Source organism: Anaeromyxobacter sp. Red801, assembly GCF_049201065.2.
GTDB lineage: Bacteria > Myxococcota > Myxococcia > Myxococcales > Anaeromyxobacteraceae > Anaeromyxobacter.
Genome location: NZ_CM181236.1, coordinates 26,713 through 46,659 on the forward strand (window position 1 = coordinate 26,713; position 19,947 = coordinate 46,659).

Below are 19,947 nucleotides of genomic sequence, written 5' to 3' on the forward strand. Positions count from 1 at the left end.
GGCGGCCGGATCGCGCTATACCACCGGTCGCATGCGCACCGCCCTGCTCGCCGCCCTCGCCGCCGCGTCGCTCGCCGCCGCCGTTCCGGCCGCCGCCGCCGCGCCGAAGGGCGTCATCGAAGACGATTACTCCCGCGCGCTCGCCGAGGCGAAGGCCCGGAACGTCCCGATGCTGGTGGACGTCTGGGCCCCCTGGTGACCCACCTGCCGCTTCATGCGGGCCTACGTCCTCCCGGACGCGAGGCTCCGGAAGCTCGCCGGGCGGTTCGTCCGGCTCGACATCGACACCGAGAAGCCCGGCAACGCGCCGTTCGTGGAGCAGTTCCCGATCGACGTGTGGCCGACGCTGATGATCATCGACCCGGCGACCGAGGGCGTGGTGCTCCGCTGGGCGGGCACCGCCACGGCCGCGCAGATCGAGAAGCTGGCGCTGGACGGTGAGCGCGCGGTCCGCAAGGCCCGCGCGTCGGAGGCGGACGCGACGCTGGCCCGCGCCGACCGCCTGGCCGGCGAGCGCCGCCACGCCGACGCGGCCGCCGCCTACCGCGAGGCGCTCGCGGCGGGCGGCCCGCGCTGGCCGGGCCGCGCCCGCGCCGCCGAGGCGAGGGTCCAGGCGCTCGGCCTGGCCGGCGACCCGGTGGCCTGCGCCGATGCCGCGCGCGAGGCCCTCCCCGCGCTCCCGTCCGGCCCGGGCCGGGCGCGGGTGGCGGCGCAGGGGCTGTCCTGCGCGCTCGAGCTGGAGGACGAGGCCGCCCGGCGAACCGCGCTCGCCGCGCTGGAGCCGGCGGCGCGCCGCGCGCTCGACGCGAAGGACGTGCTCGCCGACGACCGCTCCTGGCTCTACGACGGCCTGGCCGCCGCCCGCGACGCGGCCGGCGACGCGGCCGGCGCGAAGGCGCTGGCGCGGCGCTGGCTCGCGTTCCTGGAGCGCGAGGCCGCCCGCGCCCCCACGCCGCTCGCGCGCTCCGCGTTCGACGGCCAGCGGCTCTCCGCCGCGGTCCGCCTCGGCGAGCCGGCGCGGGCGCTCCCGGCGCTGCTCGCCTCGGAGCGCGATCTCCCCGGCGAGTACGTGCCGCCCACCAACCTGGCCGTGCTCTACCTCAAGCTCGACCGGCCCGCCGACGCGCTCGCCGCCGCCGGGCGCGCGCTGGAGCGCGCCCAGGGCCCGCGGCGCATCCGCGTGCTGGTGCTGAAGGCCGAGGCGGAGGAGACGCTCGGCGAGCAGGAGGCCGCGCGCGCCTCCCTGCAGCGCGCGCTCGCCGAGGGGCAGGCGCTGCCGGAGGGGCTCCGCCCCCACGGCCAGCTCGCCCGCGCCCGCAGCCGGCTGGCGGCGCTCCAGCACTGAGGCCCTTCGACTCCGGCGGGCCTGCGGCCCGCCTACGCTCAGGGTGAGCGGATCGTTGCGCTCATCCCGAGCGTAGCGCGGCCGTACGGCCGCGCGGAGTCGAGGGACGCTCAGGGTGACCCTTCGACTCCGGCGGGCCTGCGGCCCGCCTACGCTCAGGGTGAGCGGATCGTTGCGCTCATCCCGAGCGTAGCGCGGCCGTATGGCCGCGCGGAGTCGAGGGAGCCCGTCAGCCGCACGGATACAGCGACTCGGTGAGCCACCACCGCCTGCCCTGCTTCTCGAAGCAGAACGGCGGCGCCGGGTTCACCAGGTCGCGGGCGCGGAACTCGAGGCAGGGCCGGCCCACCGGGCCGGCGCGCGGGTCGCGGCGGAAGCTGACCAGCACCGCGACCTCCTTCGCCCGCCCCAGGAACGCGCGCAGGCTCCCGGGCGCGCGGCCGCCGTCGGATGGGCCGAACAGCGTCCGGTGCAGCCAGCGCGACGGGTCGCGCAGGTCGCGCTCCACCCGGGCGCGCGGCACCACCTGCCCGGCGCAGCGCAGCCCGTCCGCCGGCACGCGCGCCAGGAGCGCGCCCGCGTCGCCGGCCTCGATCTCGCGCTGGAGCGCGGCGCCCAGCCGGATCACCTCCTGCGCGATGGCCTCGCGGCGGGCGTCCAGCGTCCCCTCGCGCGGCGGCGCCACCGGCACCGCGGGCGCGCCGCCCGGCCCCGCGCCGGCCGCGAGCGCCAGCGCGACGGCGACGAGCGGGGCGGGGGCGGTCACGCGGGGAACGTTAGGCGCGGGGCCCAGGGCGGCGCAACGTCACGGGAGCTCGTACTTCAGCAGGTGGACCTCGAGGGGTCCGTTCCAGAGCCGGTGGTCCACCGCGGGGCGGAGCGGGATGGCCCGCTCGAGGAGCGGGTTGCCGGAGAGCACCACCGCCGTCCACCCGTGGTGACGCTCCAGCATCTCGGCGAGCCCGCGGTAGAAGCCCTGCAGCTTCTTGCCGGCCACGCGGGCCTCGGCCGCGCTCGCGCCCTCGGCGCCGCCGCCCAGCCGCTCGCCGTAGGGCGGGTTGGTCACGATCGCGCCCGCGTCCGCGGACGGCTGGAGGTCGCGCGCGTCGGCCTGCGCGATCTCGAGGTCCGCCTCGACGCCAGCCGCGGCCGCGTTGAGCCGGAGCGCCTGGACCGCCTTGGGGTGGCCGTCGCGGGCCACGATGGGCGCGGGCGCGCGCGGCAGGATCTCGGCGCGCGCCGCCGCCTTCATGCGGTCCCAGGCCGACTGCGGGCCGCCCCGGTAGCTCGGCCAGCGCTGGAAGCCGAAGGCGCGGTCCAGCCCGGGCGCGATGCGCCGGGCGCGCAGCGCGTGCTCGATGGCGAGCGTGCCGGAGCCGGCCATCGGGTCGGCGAAGGGGAGCGCCGGATCGACGCCGCCGAGCAGCAGCACCGCGGCGGCCAGCGTCTCCTTGAGCGGCGCCTCGGTGGTCACCGCCCGGTAGCCGCGCCGGTGCAGCGGCGCGCCGGCCAGGTCGAGCGAGAGGGTGGCCTCGTCCCGGGCCAGGTGCAGGACGATCCGCACGTCCGGGTCCTTCGGGTCCACGTCCGGGCGCGCGCCCAGGCGGTCGCGCAGCACGTCCACCACCGCGTCCTTCACCTTGAGCGCCGCGAAGCCGGAGTGCGTGATCGTGGTCGAGGAGACGGTCGCCTCCACCGCCAGCGTGGTCCGCACGTCGAGCCAGTCCTGCCAGGTCACCGCGCGCGCCCCCTCGTACAGCGCCGCCGCGTCCGGCGCCGGGAAGCGCGCCAGCTCCAGCAGGACGCGCATGGCGGTCCGCGCGTGCAGGCAGGCCCGCATGCCGGCCTCCAGCGCCCCCTCGAACGAGACGCCGCCGCGATCGCCGCGGACGGCGGGGAGGCGGAGGGCGGACAGCTCGCGCCGCAGGGCACCCTCGGTGCCCTTGGCGCAGGTGGCGAAGAAGCGCATGCCCCTGTCTACCGCGGATCGGTCCCGTCCGCGGCCACCGGCGCGATCCCCCCGAACACGTCCAGGCGGATCGAGCCCTTGGCGTGCCGCTTGGCGGCGTACATCAGCTCGTCGGCGCGGGCCATCAGCTCGTCCACGTCGTCGGGCGGAGAGAGGAACACCGCCGCGCCCACCGAGAAGCCCACCTGCCAGCCGCCGTGGCGCGAGACCGCGGACTGCAGCGTCGCCAGCAGCCGCCCGAGCAGGGCGTCGGCCATGGCAGCGTCGGTCTCGGGCAGCAGCAGGCCGAACTCGTCGCCGCCGAGTCGCGCCACCGCGTCCACCGCGCGCGTGCCGCCCCGCAGCGTCTGCGCCACGGTGACGAGCAGCGCGTCGCCCTCGGCGTGGCCGAGCCGGTCGTTCACCAGCTTGAAGTCGTCGCAGTCCACGTAGGCGACCGTGAACGGCCGGCCGTGGCGGCGCGCCCGCTCCAGCTCGAGCTGGGCCGCCTCGATGAACGCCCGGCGGTTCGCGATCTGCGTGAGCGCGTCGGTGCGGGCGAGCAGCTCCTGCCCCTCGAGCCGGCCCTTCAGCGCGCCCAGCACCAGCACCAGCGCGACCGCGGTGCCGAGCAGCATGAAGCCGTTCCAGACCTGGGTCGCGATGGCCAGGTCCTGCGCCGCGTGCTGCATGCGCCAGAGGACGTCGGCGCCGGTCGAGACCGCGGCGCTCGCCACCGCCAGCGCCGCGCCCCAGCGCAGCGAGACGGCCCAGGTCCCGAAGCCGATGGGCACGAGGTAGAACAGGATCAGCGAGACGTCGCTGCGGGTGAGCGAGTCCACCGCGCCGACCGAGAGGATGGTCGCGAACGCCCCCAGCAGCCAGGCGAGCGGCGTGGACGCGAACGCGGTGCGCCGCGCCGCCTCCTGCGGCGGCGCGAGCACCATCACCGCTGGCGTACGGCCCGGCTCACTGGCTTCCACGCGTGCGATGCTACCCTCCCCGCCGCCCTGGGACGAGCAGCTGCCCCCGCCGTCACGGCCCGGCGTGCCCCACGATCTCCAGACGCCGGTTCGCGGTACGTCCACGGACCGTGAAGTTGGGCAGCAGCGGGCGCTCCCCGCCGTATCCGACCCCGGAGAGGCGTGCCTCGGCCACGCCCAGCTCCCGCAGGCGCTCGGTGGCCGCGTCGGCCATGGCCTGGGTGAGGCGCTGGTCCGCGACCGCGTCGGCCGTGGCATCCACGAACGCCTCGACCCGCACCGCCACACCCGGCACGGCCGCGAGCGCGAGCACGAGGTCGGCGAGGCCGCCGTCGCGCTGCAGCTCGGCGGTGCGCCCGGCGAACGCGGCGTCCTCGAGCACGAACCGCTCGCCTGCGGCAAGTCGCCGCGCCCACTCCGCCTGGCGCGGGGTGCGCGTCCCCGCCGGCTCGGCCGCCGGCCCGGGGGCGGCCGCGGGCGCTGGGGCCGCGACCGGGATCACCGCGGCCGGCGCCGCCGGGGCGGGCTGCCGGCGGACCTCGGCCATCGCCACGCCGCGGAGCGCGCCGAGGCGGGCCGGGTCGAAGCAGCGGCGCCCCGACGCGTCCCCGAGACGCGCCAGCGCCGGGCGCGCCGACGCGAGGGCGCGCCGGATGGCGTCCTCGGGCGCCTCGCCGGCGCCGGGGCGGACCGGGACCGTCTCGGCCACCAGCAGCTCGCGGCCTCCGGCGGCCACCACGCGCAGCGACACGAGCAGCGTGGGCGAGGCCGCGTCGCGCGAGCGGCCCTCGACCGCGCCGTAGACCGCCGCGTCCGCGCCGGTCAGCTCGGCGAGCTCGAGCGCGAGCGAGGGGGAGACGCCCTCCGGCAGCTCGAGCGGCGTGTCGCGGAACAGGGCGCGCAGGTCGTCGTCGGCGAGCGCCGCGGTCCGGCCCGGGTCGAGCGCCGCCCGCACCGCGGCGGTGGCCGCCTCGCCGGCGTGCGGCGCGTCGCTGGCGTTCTCGAACGGCGCCACCAGCAGGCAGCGGCTCGGCCCGGCGTCCGCGGCGTCCGGGGCGAACGGGGGCCGCGCGCCGGCGGCGCAGGCGAGGGCGGGCAGGAGCAGGGCTGCGGCAGCCGGGCGCATTCCGCCATCCTACCCCCGCCGGCCGCGACTTCACCTTTCCGTGGCACGGCCGCCACGCGCCCGTCACCCGGCCCTGCGTTAAGGTGTGGGCGTGACGTCCGTTCTCCTGGTGGACGACGAGCGAGACCTGCTCTCGCTCCTCGACTTCAACCTGCGCGCGTCCGGGTTCGAGACGCTGCTCGCCACCACCGGCGAGCAGGCGCTCTCGCAGCTCCGCCGCCGCGTGCCGGACCTGGTCCTGCTCGACGTGATGCTGCCCGACGTCTCGGGGACCGAGGTGTGCCGGCAGATCAAGTCCGACCCCCGCACCCGGCACGTCCCGGTGGTGATGCTCACCGCGAAGGGCGACGAGGTGGACCGGGTGGTCGGCTTCGAGCTGGGCGCCGACGACTACGTGACGAAGCCGTTCAGCGTGCGCGAGCTGGTGCTCCGGCTGAAGGCGGTGCTCCGCCGCTCGGGCGCCCGCCCCTCGGAGCGACCGCCCGAGGCGGTCGGCCCCATCCGCGTGGACGTGGAGTCGCACCGCGCCTACGTGGACGGCGCGGAGGTGGTGCTCACGCCGCTCGAGTTCAAGCTGCTCACCACGCTCATGTCGCGGCTGGGGCGCGTGCAGTCGCGCGAGCAGCTCCTCGAGGACGTGTGGGAGATGTCCGCCGAGGTCGAGACGCGCACGGTGGACACGCACGTGAAGCGGCTCCGTGAGAAGCTGGGGTCGGGACGGGACCTGTTGGAGACGGTGCGGGGGATCGGCTATCGCCTCGTGGATCCGAGCGAGAAGCGCTGAGGGCGGCGTGCTGGCGAGATCGCCCCTCGCGGCCGCGATCCGCGCGCTGCGGGCGGAGCTGTCGGGCGGGCCGCCCGCCGACCTGGGCCGCGAGGTGCGCGAGCTGGAGGAGCTGCTCGCCGAGCGCGAGCGCCGCCGCTTCTCCGCGCTGCGCGTGCCGGCCGAGCAGGAGCTGCTCGCCGCGCTCCCCGACGCCGCCGCGCTCATCTCGCGCGACGGCTGGGTGCGCGCCTCGAACGCCGCCTTCGACACGCTGGCCGCGAGCGGCCGCGCCGCCGGGCTGACGCCGCTCGAGATCACCCGCAGCGCGGAGCTGTCGGAGGCGGTGAAGCGCGCGCTGGAGGGGACCGCGCGCCGGCTGGAGCTGCCCATCCAGCGCCGCACCTACCTCGCCGCGCTCTCGCCGCTGCTGCGCGGCGAGGTGCTGGTGCTGCTCCGCGACGTCACCGACGCGCGGCGCGCCGAGGCCACCCGCCGCGACTTCGTGGCGAACGCCAGCCACGAGCTGCGCACGCCCATCGCCGCGATCCGGGCGGCCGCGGAGACCCTGCTGTCCGGCGCGGTGGAGGACCCGGCCGCGGCGCGCGCCTTCGTGGAGATCGTGGCGCGGCACGCCGAGCGCCTCTCCCGGCTCACCCAGGACCTGCTCGACCTCTCGCGCATCGAGTCGCGCCAGTGGACCTTCGAGCTGGCGCCGGTGGAGCTCGGGCCGCTGGCCCGGCAGGTGCTGGAGCTGTTCGGGACCGCCGCGCGCGAGAAGGGGCTCGCGCTCCGCGCCGAGATCCCGGCCGGCGCCGTCGCCCGGGCCGACGCCCGCGCGCTCGAGCAGGTGCTGGTGAACCTGGTGGACAACGCGGTGAAGTACACCGCCGCCGGCTCGGTGACGGTGTCGGCGGCGCGCGACGGCGACGCCTGGGTGCTCTCGGTCGCCGACACCGGCCCCGGCATCGAGCGCCACCACCTGCCGCGCCTGTTCGAGCGCTTCTACCGGGTGGACTCCGGCCGCTCGCGCGACCAGGGCGGCACCGGGCTCGGCCTCGCCATCGTGAAGCACCTGGTCCAGGGCATGGGCGGCGAGGTGGGCGTCGAGAGCGGCGCGGGCGGCACCCGGCTCTGGGCCCGCCTGCCCGCCGCGTGACCGCCGCGGCGCCTCCGGCGCGCCCCCGTCACCCTCCGCTCGCGCCGGCGTCACGCACCGTTCACCGAGCGTGATCGCTTCACGCAAGCGTCACCCCCGCGCCGTCGGCGCGCCACGCCGGGTTCCTACAACGCCCCCGAACCGAGCATCCGCTCGTCGTCCAACACGACAGGGGCAAGGAACCCATGAACCGTCTCATCGCCGCCATCCTCGCCGTCGGGCTCGCGCCCGTGGCGCTGGCGCAGGAGGCCGCCGCGCCGGCGTCCTCCGCGCCGGCGGAGTCCTCCGAGGTCGACACCGCCGCGCTCAAGGGCCAGGTGGACGCCCTCGCCGAGCAGCTCGCCGAGATGAAGACCGATGTCTCCGGCCTGAAGAAGCTGAAGTTCTCCGGCTACGTCCAGCCGCGCTTCGGCTGGCTCGAGGCCGCCCGGTACGAGAAGGGCGCGCCGCAGCGCGACGGCTTCCACGTCCGCCGCGGCCGCTTCAAGGCCGTCTACGACAGCGACCTCGCGCAGTACGTGGTCCAGCTCGACGCCACCCCCTCCGGCGTGGGCCTCAAGGAGGCGTACGCGTCGTTCAAGCTGCCCTTCCTGAAGGGCTTCGCGATCGACGCAGGCCTCCAGCTCATGCCGTTCGGCTACGACGTCGGCGTCCGCTCCTCCGCCGACCTCGACCTGCTCGAGCGCGCAATGTTCGCCGGGCACTTCCTGAAGGGCGAGTACGACCTCGGCGTCGCGCTGAAGGGCAGGTACGGCCCGGTGGACTTCAAGGTCGGCGTGTTCAACGGCAACGGCGTGGACGGCGCGGCCGGCAAGGACAACGACCAGCGCAAGGACGTCATCGGCCGCCTCGGCGTGGACCTGGGCATGATCACCGGCGGCGTCTCCGGCTGGTACGGCAAGACCATCGACTACACGTCGGCCACCAACGCCACCTACGATCGCGTGCGCCTCGGCGCCGACCTGCAGCTCTACCTCGACCTGCTCCCGGTCGGCGGCACCGCGCTGAAGGGCGAGTACGTCTGGGGCAAGACCGCCATCGGCACGGGCGCGGGCGGCGCCGGCGACAGCCTGGGGCTCATCGGCTACGGCTGGGACCTCATCCTCACCCAGAACGTCGGCCCCTGGAACCAGGTGGCCGTCCGCTACGACACGTTCAATCCGAACGTGAAGCTGGACCGCAACCTCGCGGCCAACCAGGGGAAGGTCTTCGTCACCGACGAGGTCTCGGCGGCGCTGCACACCATCCTCAGCAGCAACCTGAAGCTGTCGGTCGCCTGGTACCACCCGATGAACCGGGAGAAGGGCGACACGGCGCCGTCCGACCCGAAGAAGGACAGCTTCGTCGCGCAGCTCCAGGCGAAGTTCTAGCCGGGCGCGCCGGCGGGCAGGGCCGGTGACGTGTTCACGCGGTCGTCACGCGCGCGTCACCGGACCTCCCGCTTCGAGATCTAGATCGCATCCAACCGACAAGGAGAGAACTCCATGAAGCGCATGCTGCTCGCCCTCGCGGCCCTCGCCGCGGCGGTCCCGGCCCTCGCCTCCGCCGCCGTGACCGTGAAGGGCTCCGACACGATGGTGATCCTCGCCCAGCGCTGGGCCGAGGACTACATGAACAGGAACCCCGGCAAGAAGGTGCAGGTCACCGGCGGCGGCTCCGGCACCGGCATCGCGGCGCTCATCAACGGCACCACCGAGATCGCGAACGCGTCGCGCGAGATGAAGGCGGACGAGAAGGCCAAGATCCGCGAGCGCTACAGCGTGCTGCCCACCGAGATCCCGGTCGCGCAGGACGGGGTGGCGCTGTACGTGAACGAGTCGAACCCGATCTCGCAGCTCACCGTGGACCAGCTCCACCAGATCTACGTCGGCGACCTCACCAACTGGAAGCAGGTGGGCGGCCCGGACCAGCGCATCGTCCTCTACTCCCGCGAGAACTCCTCCGGCACCTACGTGTTCTTAAGGAGCACGTGCTGAAGGGCGACGACTACGCCCCGGCCGCCCAGACGCTCCCCGGCACCGCCGCGGTGGTGAACGCGGTCGCGAAGGAGAAGGGCGGCATCGGCTACGGCGGCGCCGCCTACGCCAAGGGGGTGAAGGAGCTGAAGGTGGTCGGCAAGGACGGCCAGGCGTACGCGCCCAGCGCCGAGAACGTGAAGAGCGGGAAGTACCCGCTGGCGCGCCCGCTGTTCATGTACACGCGCGCCAAGCCGGCCGGCGAGGCGAAGGCCTTCATCGACTACTGCCTCTCGCCCGAGGGCCAGCAGCTCGTCACCAAGGTCGGCTACTTCCCGATCAAGTAGTGAGGTCGTCACCGTCCCGTCACACGGCCGCCACGGTCGCGCAATCGAGCCATGGCTGAATCCGCGTCCGTGCCGGCCATCGCACCGCTCCGGAGGGGAGAGGACCGCCCTCTCCCCTCCATCCGGCGGCGGCAGCTCCGCGAGGCCGCGATCCGGGGCGTCATCACCCTGATCGCGCTCACGGGGATCGCCGCCGTCGTCCTCATCTTCGTGTTCGTGGCGCGCGAGGCGCTGCCGCTGCTCACCGACCCCGAGGTCCGGGGCGAGGCGAGCTTCGGCAAGCTGTTCCTCCCGCAGGTGCTCCGGCCGAACCGGCCGCCCGGCTTCATGTGGCAGCCGGTGAGCGGCGTGCCGAAGTACTCGATGATCCCGCTGTTCGTCGGCACGCTGAAGGTGACCGCGGTGTCGATGCTGGTCTCGGTCCCGGTCGGCATCGCGGCGGCGCTCTTCGCCTCGGAGTTCGCGCCGCGCCGCCTCCGCGAGGTGCTGAAGCCGGTCATCGAGCTGCTCGCCGGGATCCCGTCGGTCGTGCTGGGCTTCTTCGCCCTGATGGTGATGGCCACCTGGCTCCAGTCCGCGTTCGGCTTCTCGTTCCGGCTGAACGCGGTGGTGGCGGGGCTCGGGCTGGCGCTCACCGTCATCCCGGTCATCTTCACGGTCAGCGAGGACGCGCTCCAGGCGGTGCCGCGCGCCTACCGCGAGGCGTCGCTCGCGCTCGGCGCCACGCGGTGGGAGACGGCGTTCCGGGTGGTGCTGCCGGCGGCCGCCCCGGGCGTCCTCGCCGGCGTGGTCCTCGGCTTCGGCCGCTCCATCGGCGAGACCATGATCGTGCTCATGGCCTCCGGCAACGCGGCCATCACCTCCTGGAGCCTGGGGGACTCGGTGCGCACGCTCCCCGCCACCATCGCCGCGGAGATGGGCGAGGTGGTGTTCGGGGGTGCGCACTACTCGGTGCTGTTCTTCATCGGCGTGGAGCTGTTCCTGTTCACCTTCGTGCTGAACGCGCTCGCCGCCGGCTTCGTGAAGCGCCTCGTGCGCCGCATGTCCGGGGGCAAGGCGTGACCGTCCGCCGCCGCAAGGCCGTCGGGGGCGCGCTGGCGCTCCTCACCGGGGCCGCCGCCTTCCTGGTGGTGGCCATGCTGGGCGTCATCCTGTGGGACGTGGTCCGCGGCGGGGCCGCGCGCGTCTCCTGGGAGTTCCTCACCGCCGCGCCGCAGGAGGGGATGACCGGCGGCGGCATCTTCCCCGCCATCTACGGCACCGCGGTCATGACGCTGCTCATGACGGTCGCGGTCCTGCCGGTGGGCGTCGCGACGGCCATCTACCTGCACGAGTACGCGCCGCCCCGCTCGCGCCTGGCCGGCGCGGTGCGCGTGGCGGTCACCAACCTGGCCGGCGTCCCGTCCATCGTGTTCGGCCTGTTCGGCCTGGGCTTCTTCATCCAGTTCGTGGGCCGCGGCCTCGACCGCGCGCTCTCCGAGCCGGGCACGCTCCACTACGGGCAGCCCGCGCTGATCTGGGCCTCGCTCACGCTCGCCGTGCTCACGCTGCCGGTGGTGATCGTGTCCACCGAGGAGGCGCTCCGCGCCGTGCCGCGCGAGCTGCGCGACGCCAGCCTCGCGCTCGGCGCCACGCAGTCGCAGACGCTGGCGCGGGTGGTGCTGCCCGGCGCGCTGCCCGGCATCCTGACCGGCGCCATCCTGGCGGTGGCGCGCGGCGCGGGCGAGGTGGCGCCCATCCTGTTCACCGGCGTCGCCTACTTCCTGCCCGACCTGCCCGGCTCGCCGTTCTCGCAGTTCATGCACCTCGGCTACCACGTCTACGTGCTCGCGACGCAGTCGCCCGACGTGGAGGCGACGCGGCCCTTGCTGTACGCGACCGTGCTCGTCCTGCTCGCCCTCACCTTCGCGCTCAATCTGGTCGCGATCGCCATCCGCACCCGCACCCGCCGCCGCGCCGCGGCCGGCCACTGACATGATCCTGCCCGCCACCGCCCCCGCCGCCGCCCCGGTCCCCAAGATGGAGGCCCGCCGCCTCTCCGTGCGCTACGGGGAGAAGCTGGCGGTGAAGGACATCTCGCTCGCGCTGCCCGACCGGCAGGTGACCGCGCTCATCGGCCCGTCCGGCTGCGGCAAGTCCACCTTCCTGCGCTCGCTGAACCGCATGAACGATCTCATCCCCGGCGCGCGCGCCGAGGGCGAGATCCTGCTCGACGGCGAGAGCGTGTTCGACCGGCACATCGACGCGGTGGAGCTGCGCCGCCGGGTGGGCATGGTGTTCCAGAAGTCGAACCCGTTCCCGAAGTCGATCTTCGAGAACGTCGCCTACGGCCTGCGGGTGGGCGGCATGAAGGACCGCGCCGCGGTCGCCGAGCGGGTCGAGCGCTCGCTCGTGAACGCCGCGCTCTGGGACGAGGTCAAGGACCGGCTGGCCGAGAGCGCGCTCGGCCTCTCCGGCGGCCAGCAGCAGCGCCTCTGCATCGCCCGGGCGCTGGCGGTCGAGCCGGAGGTGCTGCTGATGGACGAGCCGGCCAGCGCGCTCGACCCCATCGCGACCGCGAAGATCGAGGACCTCATCCACCACCTGAAGGCCCGCTACACCATCGCGATCGTCACCCACAACATGCAGCAGGCGGCCCGCGTCTCCGACCAGACCGCGTTCTTCTACATGGGCGATCTCGTCGAGGTGGGGCCGACCGAGCAGATCTTCACCAACCCGCGCGAGCAGCGCACCGAGGACTACGTCACCGGCAAGTTCGGGTAGGCGGATCGGGTAAGCTCCGGGACGGGGACGCCATGGCGACGCACACCGACAAGTCGTACGAGGCCGAGCTCCGCAGCCTGCGGGACCGGCTGCTGGAGATGGGCGGGCTGGTCGAGCAGGCCATCGCGGCGAGCGTGCGCGCCATCGTGGAGCGGGACTCGCCGCTCGCCGAGCAGGTGAAGCTGCGCGACCGCGAGGTCAACCGGATGGAGGTGGACATCGACGGCGCCTGCCGCCGCATCCTGGCGCTGCGCCAGCCGGCCGCCTCCGACCTGCGCTTCATCACCACCGCGCTCAAGATCGTCACCGACCTCGAGCGGATGGGCGACCTCGCCGTGAACGTGGCCGAGCGCGCGCTCGACCTGAACCAGGCGCCGTCGCTCGTCCCGCTGCACGATCTCTCCAAGCTGGCGGACCTCTCCGAGGCGCAGCTCAAGCGCGCGCTCGACGCGTTCGTCACCCGCGACGTGGAGAAGGCGCAGGAGGTGATGCGCGGCGACGACCTGCTCGACGCGCTCTACCTCAAGATCTTCAACGACCTGCTGGCGCTCATGATGGAGGACGGCCGCAACATCCGGCGCGCCACCTCGCTCATGTTCGCGGCGAAGCACCTGGAGCGCTTCGGCGACCACGCCACCAACCTGGCCGAAATGGTCGTCTACATGGTCCGCGGGACCGACGTGCGCCACCCGCGCAGCCGCGCCGACCAGGACGCGCCGGCGACGCCGGAGTAGCGGGCGCCAGCTCGCGGTTCGACGGGCTCATCGCGAGCGGATCTCGGCGCTCATCCCGAGCGTAGCCGCGCCCTTGCCCGATCATCCTGAGCGTAGGCCGCGCCCTTGCCCGCTCGTCCCGAGCGTAGCGCGGCCTTCGGCCGCGCGGAGTCGAGGGACCGGAGTCGCGCCCCGGGCGCCCGCGGTCAGGCCACCAGCAGCCGCGAGGCCAGGCCGCCGAACACGCCCAGCACCGCGCCGGCCACCACGTCGAGCGGGTAGTGGGCGCCCAGGTACACGCGCGACAGGCCGATCCCCACCGCGAGGAGCAGCGCGACGGGCCCGAGGCCGGCCGGCTCGCCGGCGAACGCCACCGCCACGCCGAACGCGGCGGCGGTGTGGCCGGACGGGAACGAGAAGCGGTCCGGGTTCGCCGCCAGCGCCTCGAAGCCGGTGATGGACGCGTCCGGCCGGGCGCGCGTGAGGCTGCGCTTCAGCGCCTGCGAGAGCAGGGTGGCGATGCCGGTGGCCGCGCCGATGCGCAGGCCCAGGTGGGCACCCCGCTCGGTGGCGGTCCCGAGGCAGGCGAGGCCGATGGCCGTCCAGCTCTTCGCGTCGCCGAGGTGGGTGAGCGCCCGCGCCAGCGCGGTGCGCCGCGGCCGCCGGAAGCGCTGCAACGACACGAGCAGCGCCTCGTCGAGCGAGAGGATCCGCTGCAGCCGGCCGACGCGCACCACCACGGTGCCGGCGCCCGCGTCCACCTCGACCTCGGCGAGCTGGTCTTCCCCTGGGATCCGGTCGTCGATCATCGCGTTGCAGGATGGCGCGCGCGCACCACGGACGCGCGGCCTCCCTGCAACATCTGCGTGACGTCCCCGCCGAGCAACTCCCCGTAGGCGGCGAACAGCTCACCCGCCAGGTAGCGCGTGCCGCGGGCGTCGCGCCGGCGCGCCATGCGCACCGGATCGTTCGCCGCGGGATCGGACGGGCGGCTGAGGTCCATGCGGATGCGCTCCACGCGGCCGCCTCGGTGCAGGATGGTCACCGCGTCGCCGTCCACCGCCTCCACCAGGCCGACGTGGGTGAAGCGGTCGCCGGCGCGGCCGTTCCGGTCGCGGTCGTAGGTGTCGTGGAAGAACACCAGGTCGCCCGGGCGCGGCCGCTCCACCGGGCGCGAGGCGCGGTACAGCGACTCGGAGCGCGAGCGCGCCGGCGCGAGCCGCGGCGTGAGCCCGGCCGCCCGCAGCGCCGCGAGCACGTAGCCCGAGCAGTCGAGCCGGGTGCGCGCGCCGACCCGGGCCCGCGCGGCGTCGAGCACCTGCTCGCGCAGCCGCTCCAGCGCCGGGTCGCGTGGCGCGTCCGCCACCTCGGCGTCGGCGGCGCCCTCCGGCGCGGGCGCCGAGGTCACCACCGGCGCGACGGTGGCGTCCGCGCCGCCGTCCATCGAGGCCTCCGGCGCGCGCGCGCCCGGCGCCGCGGCGGCGTCCGGGGCCGCCGGCGCGGCGAGGTCCGGCGCCGGCACCGGCCGCGTCGCGGCGCAGCCGGAGGCCAGGGCGGCGAGGCCCGCGATGGCGAGGGCGCGCAGCCTCACGCCGCCACCCGATCGCCGGGGCGCCGGTCGCCCGGGCCCGCGCCGAGGCGCGCGATGGCCCGGTCGTGCACGCGCGACAGGAGCACCTGCGCCGCCACCGCGCCGACCAGCGCCAGGAACATGTCCCACTGGGTGTCCCACGGATCCCCCTGCGTGCCGAGGAACGCGTCCGCGCCCTGGCCGAGCAGCACCGCCGCCAGCCACTCCACCAGCTCGTAGACCGCGGAGATGGCGAGCGCGACGCAGGTGACGAGCGCCGCCAGCCAGCGCCCGGGCCGCAGCGGCGAGGTGCGCAGGAGCAGCTCGCGCGCGGCCAGCGCGGGCACGAAGCCCTGCATGAAGTGGCCGAGGCGGTCGTAGTGGTTCCGGGCCAGGCCGAGCGCGTCGCGCACCCAGAAGCCGGCCGGCACCTCGGCGTAGGTGTAGTGGCCGCCCACGCACAGCACCGCGGCGTGCAGCGCGACGAGCACGTAGAGGAGCGGGGTGAGCGGGAAGCGCCGCCGCGTCGCGATCAGCACCGGGACGACGAGGAGCACCGGCGCCACCTCCATGAGCCAGGTGCCGCGGTCCTTCGGGCCGACGCCGGACCAGGCCAGGACGGCGACGACGAGCGCGAGCAGCGCGGCGGGGAGGCGATCCGTCATGGGGCGACAGCTCCTGCGGCGTGAAGCCCCGGACCATACCCGAAACCCCGCCCGCCGGCGCGGGGTCGCCCGCAGGGGGCCGCACGCGGAGCGCCTGTGGTCATGCCGCGGTGGCGAGCCCCCAGCGGCGCCGCACGCGCACCTCCAGCAGCCGGAACAGCACCTGGTCCACCAGCACGCCGAGGAACACGATGACGGCGATGACGCCGAGCAGCTGCGCCGCGTCGGCGCGCGTGCGTCCCGTCGCGAGGAGCTGGCCCAGCCCGCCCGCCGGGAACAGCAGCTCGCCCGCCATGAGCGCGCGCCACGCGAAGCTCCAGCCCAGCTTCAGCCCGGTGAGGATGCCGGGGAGCGCCGACGGCAGGAGCACGCCCAGGTGGAAGCGCGCGCCGCGGATGCCGAGCGTGCCGGCGGCGCGGAGCAGCCCCGGGTCCACGCCCGACACCGCGTCCTCGGTCGCGATGGCCACCGCGAGCAGCGATCCGGCCAGCACCACGAACACGATCGCCGCCTCGGAGAGCCCGAACCAGAGCGCCGCCAGCGGGAGCCAGCACACCGACGGCAGCGCCTGCAGGCCGATGGTGGCGGGCCGGAGCACCGAGCGCACCAGCGGGCTCCGCGCGAGCGCCACGCCGAGCGGCACGCCCAGGAGCACCGACAGGCCGTACCCCTGCGCCAGCCGCAGGAGCGACCGCGCCACCGCGGCGCCGAGCCGGCCGTCCGCGGCCAGGCCCGCGAGCCGGCCGCCCACCGCGAACGGTCCGGGGAGGAGCGCGTGCGGCCAGGGGCCGTACCTAGCCGCGAGCTCCCAGATCAGCAGCGCGCCCAGGATGAACACCGCCGCCCGGAGCCGCTCGTGCATCGCGTTCCTCCTCCGCCCGCGCCGTGCGGCGCCCCGACTCCTCGGCGCGCCGCAGCTCCTCGCGGATGCGCCGCGACAGCTCCACTGCCGGGTCGTCCGGGTCGCGCGGCCGCGGCAGCCGGACCTCCAGGTCCTCCAGCACGCGCCCCGGGCGCGCCGCCATCACCACCACGCGATCGCCCAGCACCAGCGCCTCGCGCACGTCGTGGGTGACGAAGACCACCGTCTTGCGATCGCGCATCCAGATGCGCTGCAGGTGCTGCTGCATCTGGCCGCGGGTCTGGGCGTCGAGCGCCGCGAACGGCTCGTCCATGAGCAGCACCGCCGGGTCGAGCGCCAGCGCGCGCGCGAGCTGCACGCGCATGCGCATGCCGCCGGACAGCTCGTGCGGGAGCGCGTCCTCGAAGCCCCCGAGCCCCACCATCGCCACGAACGCCTGGGCGCGCCGGGCCGCCTCGCCGCGGCGGATCCCGGTCGCCCGCAGCGCGAAGACCAGGTTCTGCCGCACCGTCAGCCACGGGAACAGCGCCGGCTCCTGGAACACCAGCAGGCGCTCCGGGCCCGGCCCCTTCACCTCGACGCCGTCGATGGAGATGCGCCCGCCGCTCGGCGCGAGGTGCCCGGCGAGCGCGTAGAGCAGGGTGGTCTTGCCGCAGCCGGACGGGCCGAGCAGGCACACGAACTCGCCCGCGTGCACCGCGATGTTCACGTCCTGGAGCGCGACGACCTCGTTCGGGAAGCGGTGCCCCACCCGCGCGACGTCGATCTTGGGCCGGCCCGGGCGGGCGCGGCTCGGCACGAGCAGGCCGCCGCCGTCGTCGGCGCGCGGGCGCCGGATCAGCCGGGCGGCGAGCTCCCTCCACATGCGGCCACACGATGGAGCCCCGTGCGCGCAGCGGCCTGCCCGCCCGGCCGCCGCTCCTCGCGGGGGCCTCAGGCGCGCCAGCGCAGCAGGCGGCAGCGGATTCCGCCGTTCTCCACGGGCACGGACCCGGACGGCGGGCGGGGGAGCAGCCGCTCGAGCCCGCGGTCCGGCCCGAGCACCGCGACCTCCCATCCGGCGAGCCGCGCCATGAGCGTGCCCAGCGCGCGCCAGGCGCCGGCCGCGTCCTCGTCGAGGCGCACGCCGTAGGGCGGGTTCACGGCGCACAGCCCCGGGCCGGGCGGCGGGATCACCTTCGCCGCGTCCTCGCGCGCGAACGCGATCGCGTCCGCCACGCCCGCCGCGGCCGCGTTCTTCTGCGCGAGCCGGAGCGCGCCGGCGTTCCGGTCGGAGGCGTGGATGGGCACGGTCACCGGGCGGGCGCGCGCCTCGAGGTGCGCGCGCAGCCGGGCGGTGCGGGCCGGGTCGTGGCCGGGGAGGCGCTCGAACACGAAGGTCCGGCCCAGGCCCGGCGCACGGCCGGCGGCGATGAGCGCGGCCTCGATGGCGAGCGTGCCCGAGCCGCACATCGGATCGAGGAAGGGCCGGTCGCCGGTCCACCCGCAGGCGAGCAGGATGCCGGCGGCGAGCGACTCACGGAGCGGCGCCGCGCCCACCCGCGCCCGCCAACCGCGCCGGAACAGCGGCGCGCCGGCCGCGTCCACGCTCACCGTGGCGTGCCCGCCCTTGGCGCGCACCAGCAGCTCGAGCCCGCCCGCCCGCGCCGCCGCGGCGCGCTTCGCCGCGGGCAGCTCGGCGGCGGGGCCCTCCCACAGCCGGAGGAGCGCGGTGTCGGCGGTGCGCGCGCCCAGGCACGCGAGCGCGGCGGCGTCCTCGCCCCGCGCCTCGGCGCCGCCCTGCGCCGGGCGCGCGTCGAGCCCCAGCGCGCGCAGCTCGGCGGCCAGCACCGGCTCGAGGCCCGGCGCGCAGGCGCAGAAGATCCGCTCGATGGCCGGCGCGGCCAAGGGCTAGCGCTCGAGCCGGAGCGTGACCTTCACCAGCGCGTCGGCGCGGCAGGCGACGCGGGTCGCGGCGCGGCGGCCGGCGGCCTCGGCCCGGATCTCGATCTCGCGACCCGGGGGACAGTCGAGGCCCGCGAGCACCGGCGCCTCGCCGCGCGCCACCCCGTCCACCAGCACGAGCGCGCCGGGCGGCACCGTCTCGACGGAGACTGCGAAGCCGGTGAACGGCGCCACGTCCTCGCCGGTCCGCTGGTCGTGCTCGGCCTGGAGCGGCGGGAGCGCGGTGAGCGGCGTGGACGGCGCGGCGGGGCGACCCCGGAGCGCGAACGCGACCAGCAGCGCGGCGGCGCCGAGGAACGCGACGGCGAGGGCCACCACGCGGAGGATCCCGGGGGCGTGGCGCAGCGGCGGGCGCTGCGGGGGCGGCGGCGGCGGGGCGCCGGGGCCGGACGGAGGCGGGCCCTGGAAGGCAGGCTGCGACATGCGGCCATTGTATCGGCGCCGGCCGCCAGGGTGGAGCCCTGCGCGCCTCGCCGCCCGGGCACGCCGGCCTTGCGCGCGCCGGGGCGGGCCAAGTAGGGTCCGCGGCCATGCGCCTCGGCGGGTTCGTCATCCACGGGAACAGCGCCGACACGCTCGACCGGTGCCTCGCCGGCATCGCCGCGGTGGCGGACGAGTGCGTGGCGGTGGACTCGCGCTCGACCGACGGCTCCGCCGACCTGGCGCGGGCGCGCGGCTTCCGGCGGGTGGAGCTCGCCTGGCGCGGGTACGGCGCCGCGCGGGCCGCCGCGGTGGAGGCGCTCGAGGCCTGCAGCCACGTCTTCTTCCTCGACTCCGACGAGTGGCTGGAGCCGGAGGCGATCGCGGCCATCCGCGCCTGGAAGGCGACCGGCGGCGGGAAGGCGCCCTATCACGGCGTGCTCCGGCGCGACTGGGCCGATCTCGACGGCCACCGCTTCCTGTTCCGCACCGAGCACCACGTCCGGCTGATCCGCCGCGAGGCCGCGCGCTGGGACCCGGGCATGATCGTGCACGAGTCGCTGCCGCCCGCACCCACCGTGCACCTGCCCATCCACGTCGAGCACCGCTTCGCGACCTCGGTCGAGGCGATGCGCAGCAAGGTGGATCGCTACGCGCTGCTGTGGGCGATCCGGTACCGGGCCGAGGGCGCGCGACGGAAGGCGCCCGCGGTGCAGAAGGCGGTGCACCTGGTGCGGCACGCGCTGTTCAAAGGCGCCGTCGCGCGCGGCGGCGCCGACGGCTGGCGGCTCGCCGAAGCGGTGGGGCACTACCACGGCCGGAAGTACGCGCTGCTGCGCGAGCTGGATCGCGGGGCGTATCCGGAGCTGGTCCAGGCCTATGCCGACGGGCGGCTCGAGGAGTTGTACAGGATGTTGCCGGGGTAGAGGCCCCGGGCCGCCGTAAGGATAAGGACCCCGACCCAGAGTAATTGGGCCGGGCGGCGAAGGACCCCGAGCGAGGACCCCAGGACCCCGACCCAGAGTAATTGGGCCGGGCGGCGAAGGACCCCGAGGACCCCGACCCAGAGTAATTTGTCAGAAGGACCCCGACCCAGAGTAATTGGGCCGGGCGCGGCGCTGTCGCGCCGGCTCGCCCGTTGATTCCCGTCGTTTTCGGAGGACCCCGACCCAGAGTAATTGGGCCGAGGACCCCGACCCAGAGTAATTGGCCCGGGCGCGGCGCTGTCGCGCCGGCTCGCCCGTTGATTCCCGTCGTTTTCGAACTGTAGCGCGTCCCGAACGTGGGCCAACGGCGGACGGATCGCGCGAATCTGGCCAGCGATGGGCGTGAGCCTTGCGCCCCGAACGTGATTCGGACGCACCGCGGCCCGCGGTGGAGAGCG

The 19,947-nt window shown here is 75.6% G+C and carries 21 protein-coding genes and 1 pseudogene; 11 read left to right on the forward strand and 11 right to left on the reverse strand.

What is annotated here, in order from left to right; genetic code table 11:
- The first annotated feature begins 31 nt into the window (after positions 1–31).
- Positions 32–199, forward strand: coding sequence for a thioredoxin domain-containing protein (locus ACOQFB_RS00155; RefSeq protein ID WP_193388379.1), 168 nt, complete (start codon positions 32–34; stop codon positions 197–199).
- 15 nt (positions 200–214) lie between these two features.
- On the forward strand, positions 215–1,345 hold the full coding sequence (locus tag ACOQFB_RS00160; protein ID WP_421609131.1) for a hypothetical protein: 1,131 nt from the start codon (positions 215–217) through the stop codon (positions 1,343–1,345).
- Positions 1,346–1,574: 229 nt separating this feature from the next.
- Here ACOQFB_RS00160 and ACOQFB_RS00165 read toward each other — a convergent pair whose 3' ends face one another.
- From ACOQFB_RS00165 to ACOQFB_RS00180, 4 genes are read right to left on the reverse strand one after another with little or no spacing between them, the layout of a single operon-like run.
- The gene (locus ACOQFB_RS00165; RefSeq protein ID WP_421609132.1) at positions 1,575–2,111 is read right to left on the reverse strand and encodes a hypothetical protein; all 537 of its coding nucleotides are present in this window, start codon (positions 2,109–2,111) and stop codon (positions 1,575–1,577) included.
- A 39-nt stretch (positions 2,112–2,150) separates the two neighbouring features.
- Complete coding sequence (locus ACOQFB_RS00170; protein ID WP_421609133.1) at positions 2,151–3,314, reverse strand: THUMP domain-containing class I SAM-dependent RNA methyltransferase; 1,164 nt, start codon at positions 3,312–3,314, stop codon at positions 2,151–2,153.
- An 8-nt stretch (positions 3,315–3,322) separates the two neighbouring features.
- Positions 3,323–4,276 (reverse strand): GGDEF domain-containing protein, encoded by a 954-nt coding sequence (locus tag ACOQFB_RS00175; RefSeq protein ID WP_237758032.1) that lies wholly within the window; start codon positions 4,274–4,276, stop codon positions 3,323–3,325.
- 52 nt (positions 4,277–4,328) lie between these two features.
- Positions 4,329–5,402, reverse strand: a complete 1,074-nt coding sequence (locus tag ACOQFB_RS00180) for an OmpA family protein (RefSeq protein WP_421609134.1) — start codon at positions 5,400–5,402, stop codon at positions 4,329–4,331.
- Between the two features lie 91 nt (positions 5,403–5,493).
- Here ACOQFB_RS00180 and ACOQFB_RS00185 point away from each other — a divergent pair, with 91 nt between their 5' ends.
- From ACOQFB_RS00185 to phoU, 8 genes and pseudogenes are all read left to right on the forward strand, one after another.
- A complete protein-coding gene (locus tag ACOQFB_RS00185; RefSeq protein ID WP_059438412.1) occupies positions 5,494–6,186 on the forward strand; it encodes a response regulator in 693 nt (230 codons plus the stop codon).
- A gap of 7 nt (positions 6,187–6,193) precedes the next feature.
- Positions 6,194–7,324 carry a sensor histidine kinase gene (locus tag ACOQFB_RS00190; RefSeq protein ID WP_421609135.1) on the forward strand — a complete coding sequence of 377 codons (1,131 nt, stop codon included), beginning with the start codon at positions 6,194–6,196 and terminating at the stop codon, positions 7,322–7,324.
- Positions 7,325–7,509: 185 nt separating this feature from the next.
- Positions 7,510–8,694: a putative porin gene (locus tag ACOQFB_RS00195; protein WP_421609136.1), complete on the forward strand. Its 1,185-nt coding sequence runs from the start codon at positions 7,510–7,512 to the stop codon at positions 8,692–8,694.
- Between the two features lie 114 nt (positions 8,695–8,808).
- A pseudogene (locus tag ACOQFB_RS00200) lies at positions 8,809–9,626 on the forward strand (phosphate ABC transporter substrate-binding protein).
- 51 nt (positions 9,627–9,677) lie between these two features.
- On the forward strand, positions 9,678–10,688 hold the full coding sequence (gene pstC / locus ACOQFB_RS00205; protein WP_421609137.1) for a phosphate ABC transporter permease subunit PstC: 1,011 nt from the start codon (positions 9,678–9,680) through the stop codon (positions 10,686–10,688).
- Complete coding sequence (gene pstA / locus ACOQFB_RS00210) at positions 10,685–11,599, forward strand: phosphate ABC transporter permease PstA (protein ID WP_059438403.1); 915 nt, start codon at positions 10,685–10,687, stop codon at positions 11,597–11,599. The genes pstC and pstA overlap by 4 nt, the downstream gene beginning before the upstream one ends.
- A gap of 46 nt (positions 11,600–11,645) precedes the next feature.
- The gene (pstB, locus tag ACOQFB_RS00215) at positions 11,646–12,389 is read left to right on the forward strand and encodes a phosphate ABC transporter ATP-binding protein PstB (protein ID WP_193388367.1); all 744 of its coding nucleotides are present in this window, start codon (positions 11,646–11,648) and stop codon (positions 12,387–12,389) included.
- A gap of 32 nt (positions 12,390–12,421) precedes the next feature.
- Complete coding sequence (gene phoU / locus ACOQFB_RS00220) at positions 12,422–13,123, forward strand: phosphate signaling complex protein PhoU (protein ID WP_059438401.1); 702 nt, start codon at positions 12,422–12,424, stop codon at positions 13,121–13,123.
- Between the two features lie 185 nt (positions 13,124–13,308).
- Here the strand turns inward: phoU and ACOQFB_RS00225 are convergent, their stop codons facing one another.
- The 7 genes from ACOQFB_RS00225 to ACOQFB_RS00255 form a co-directional block, all read right to left on the reverse strand.
- Positions 13,309–13,911 (reverse strand): phosphatase PAP2 family protein, encoded by a 603-nt coding sequence (locus ACOQFB_RS00225; protein WP_421609138.1) that lies wholly within the window; start codon positions 13,909–13,911, stop codon positions 13,309–13,311.
- A complete protein-coding gene (locus ACOQFB_RS00230; protein ID WP_421609139.1) occupies positions 13,908–14,693 on the reverse strand; it encodes an NlpC/P60 family protein in 786 nt (261 codons plus the stop codon). The genes ACOQFB_RS00225 and ACOQFB_RS00230 overlap by 4 nt, the downstream gene beginning before the upstream one ends.
- Complete coding sequence (locus tag ACOQFB_RS00235) at positions 14,690–15,337, reverse strand: DUF2238 domain-containing protein (RefSeq protein ID WP_421609140.1); 648 nt, start codon at positions 15,335–15,337, stop codon at positions 14,690–14,692. The genes ACOQFB_RS00230 and ACOQFB_RS00235 overlap by 4 nt, the downstream gene beginning before the upstream one ends.
- A 100-nt stretch (positions 15,338–15,437) precedes the next feature.
- Entirely contained in the window at positions 15,438–16,199 is a 762-nt protein-coding gene (locus tag ACOQFB_RS00240; protein ID WP_059437368.1) for an ABC transporter permease, read from the reverse strand.
- Entirely contained in the window at positions 16,132–17,064 is a 933-nt protein-coding gene (locus tag ACOQFB_RS00245; protein ID WP_494492395.1) for an ATP-binding cassette domain-containing protein, read from the reverse strand. Before ACOQFB_RS00245 ends, ACOQFB_RS00240 begins: the two co-directional genes overlap by 68 nt.
- Before the next feature lie 68 nt (positions 17,065–17,132).
- Positions 17,133–18,086: a THUMP domain-containing class I SAM-dependent RNA methyltransferase gene (locus tag ACOQFB_RS00250; protein ID WP_421609142.1), complete on the reverse strand. Its 954-nt coding sequence runs from the start codon at positions 18,084–18,086 to the stop codon at positions 17,133–17,135.
- 3 nt (positions 18,087–18,089) lie between these two features.
- Positions 18,090–18,566 (reverse strand): PEGA domain-containing protein, encoded by a 477-nt coding sequence (locus tag ACOQFB_RS00255; RefSeq protein ID WP_059437371.1) that lies wholly within the window; start codon positions 18,564–18,566, stop codon positions 18,090–18,092.
- Between the two features lie 107 nt (positions 18,567–18,673).
- Between ACOQFB_RS00255 and ACOQFB_RS00260 the strand changes: the two genes are divergently transcribed.
- Entirely contained in the window at positions 18,674–19,489 is an 816-nt protein-coding gene (locus ACOQFB_RS00260; RefSeq protein WP_421609143.1) for a glycosyltransferase family 2 protein, read from the forward strand.
- The last annotated feature ends 458 nt before the right edge of the window (positions 19,490–19,947 follow it).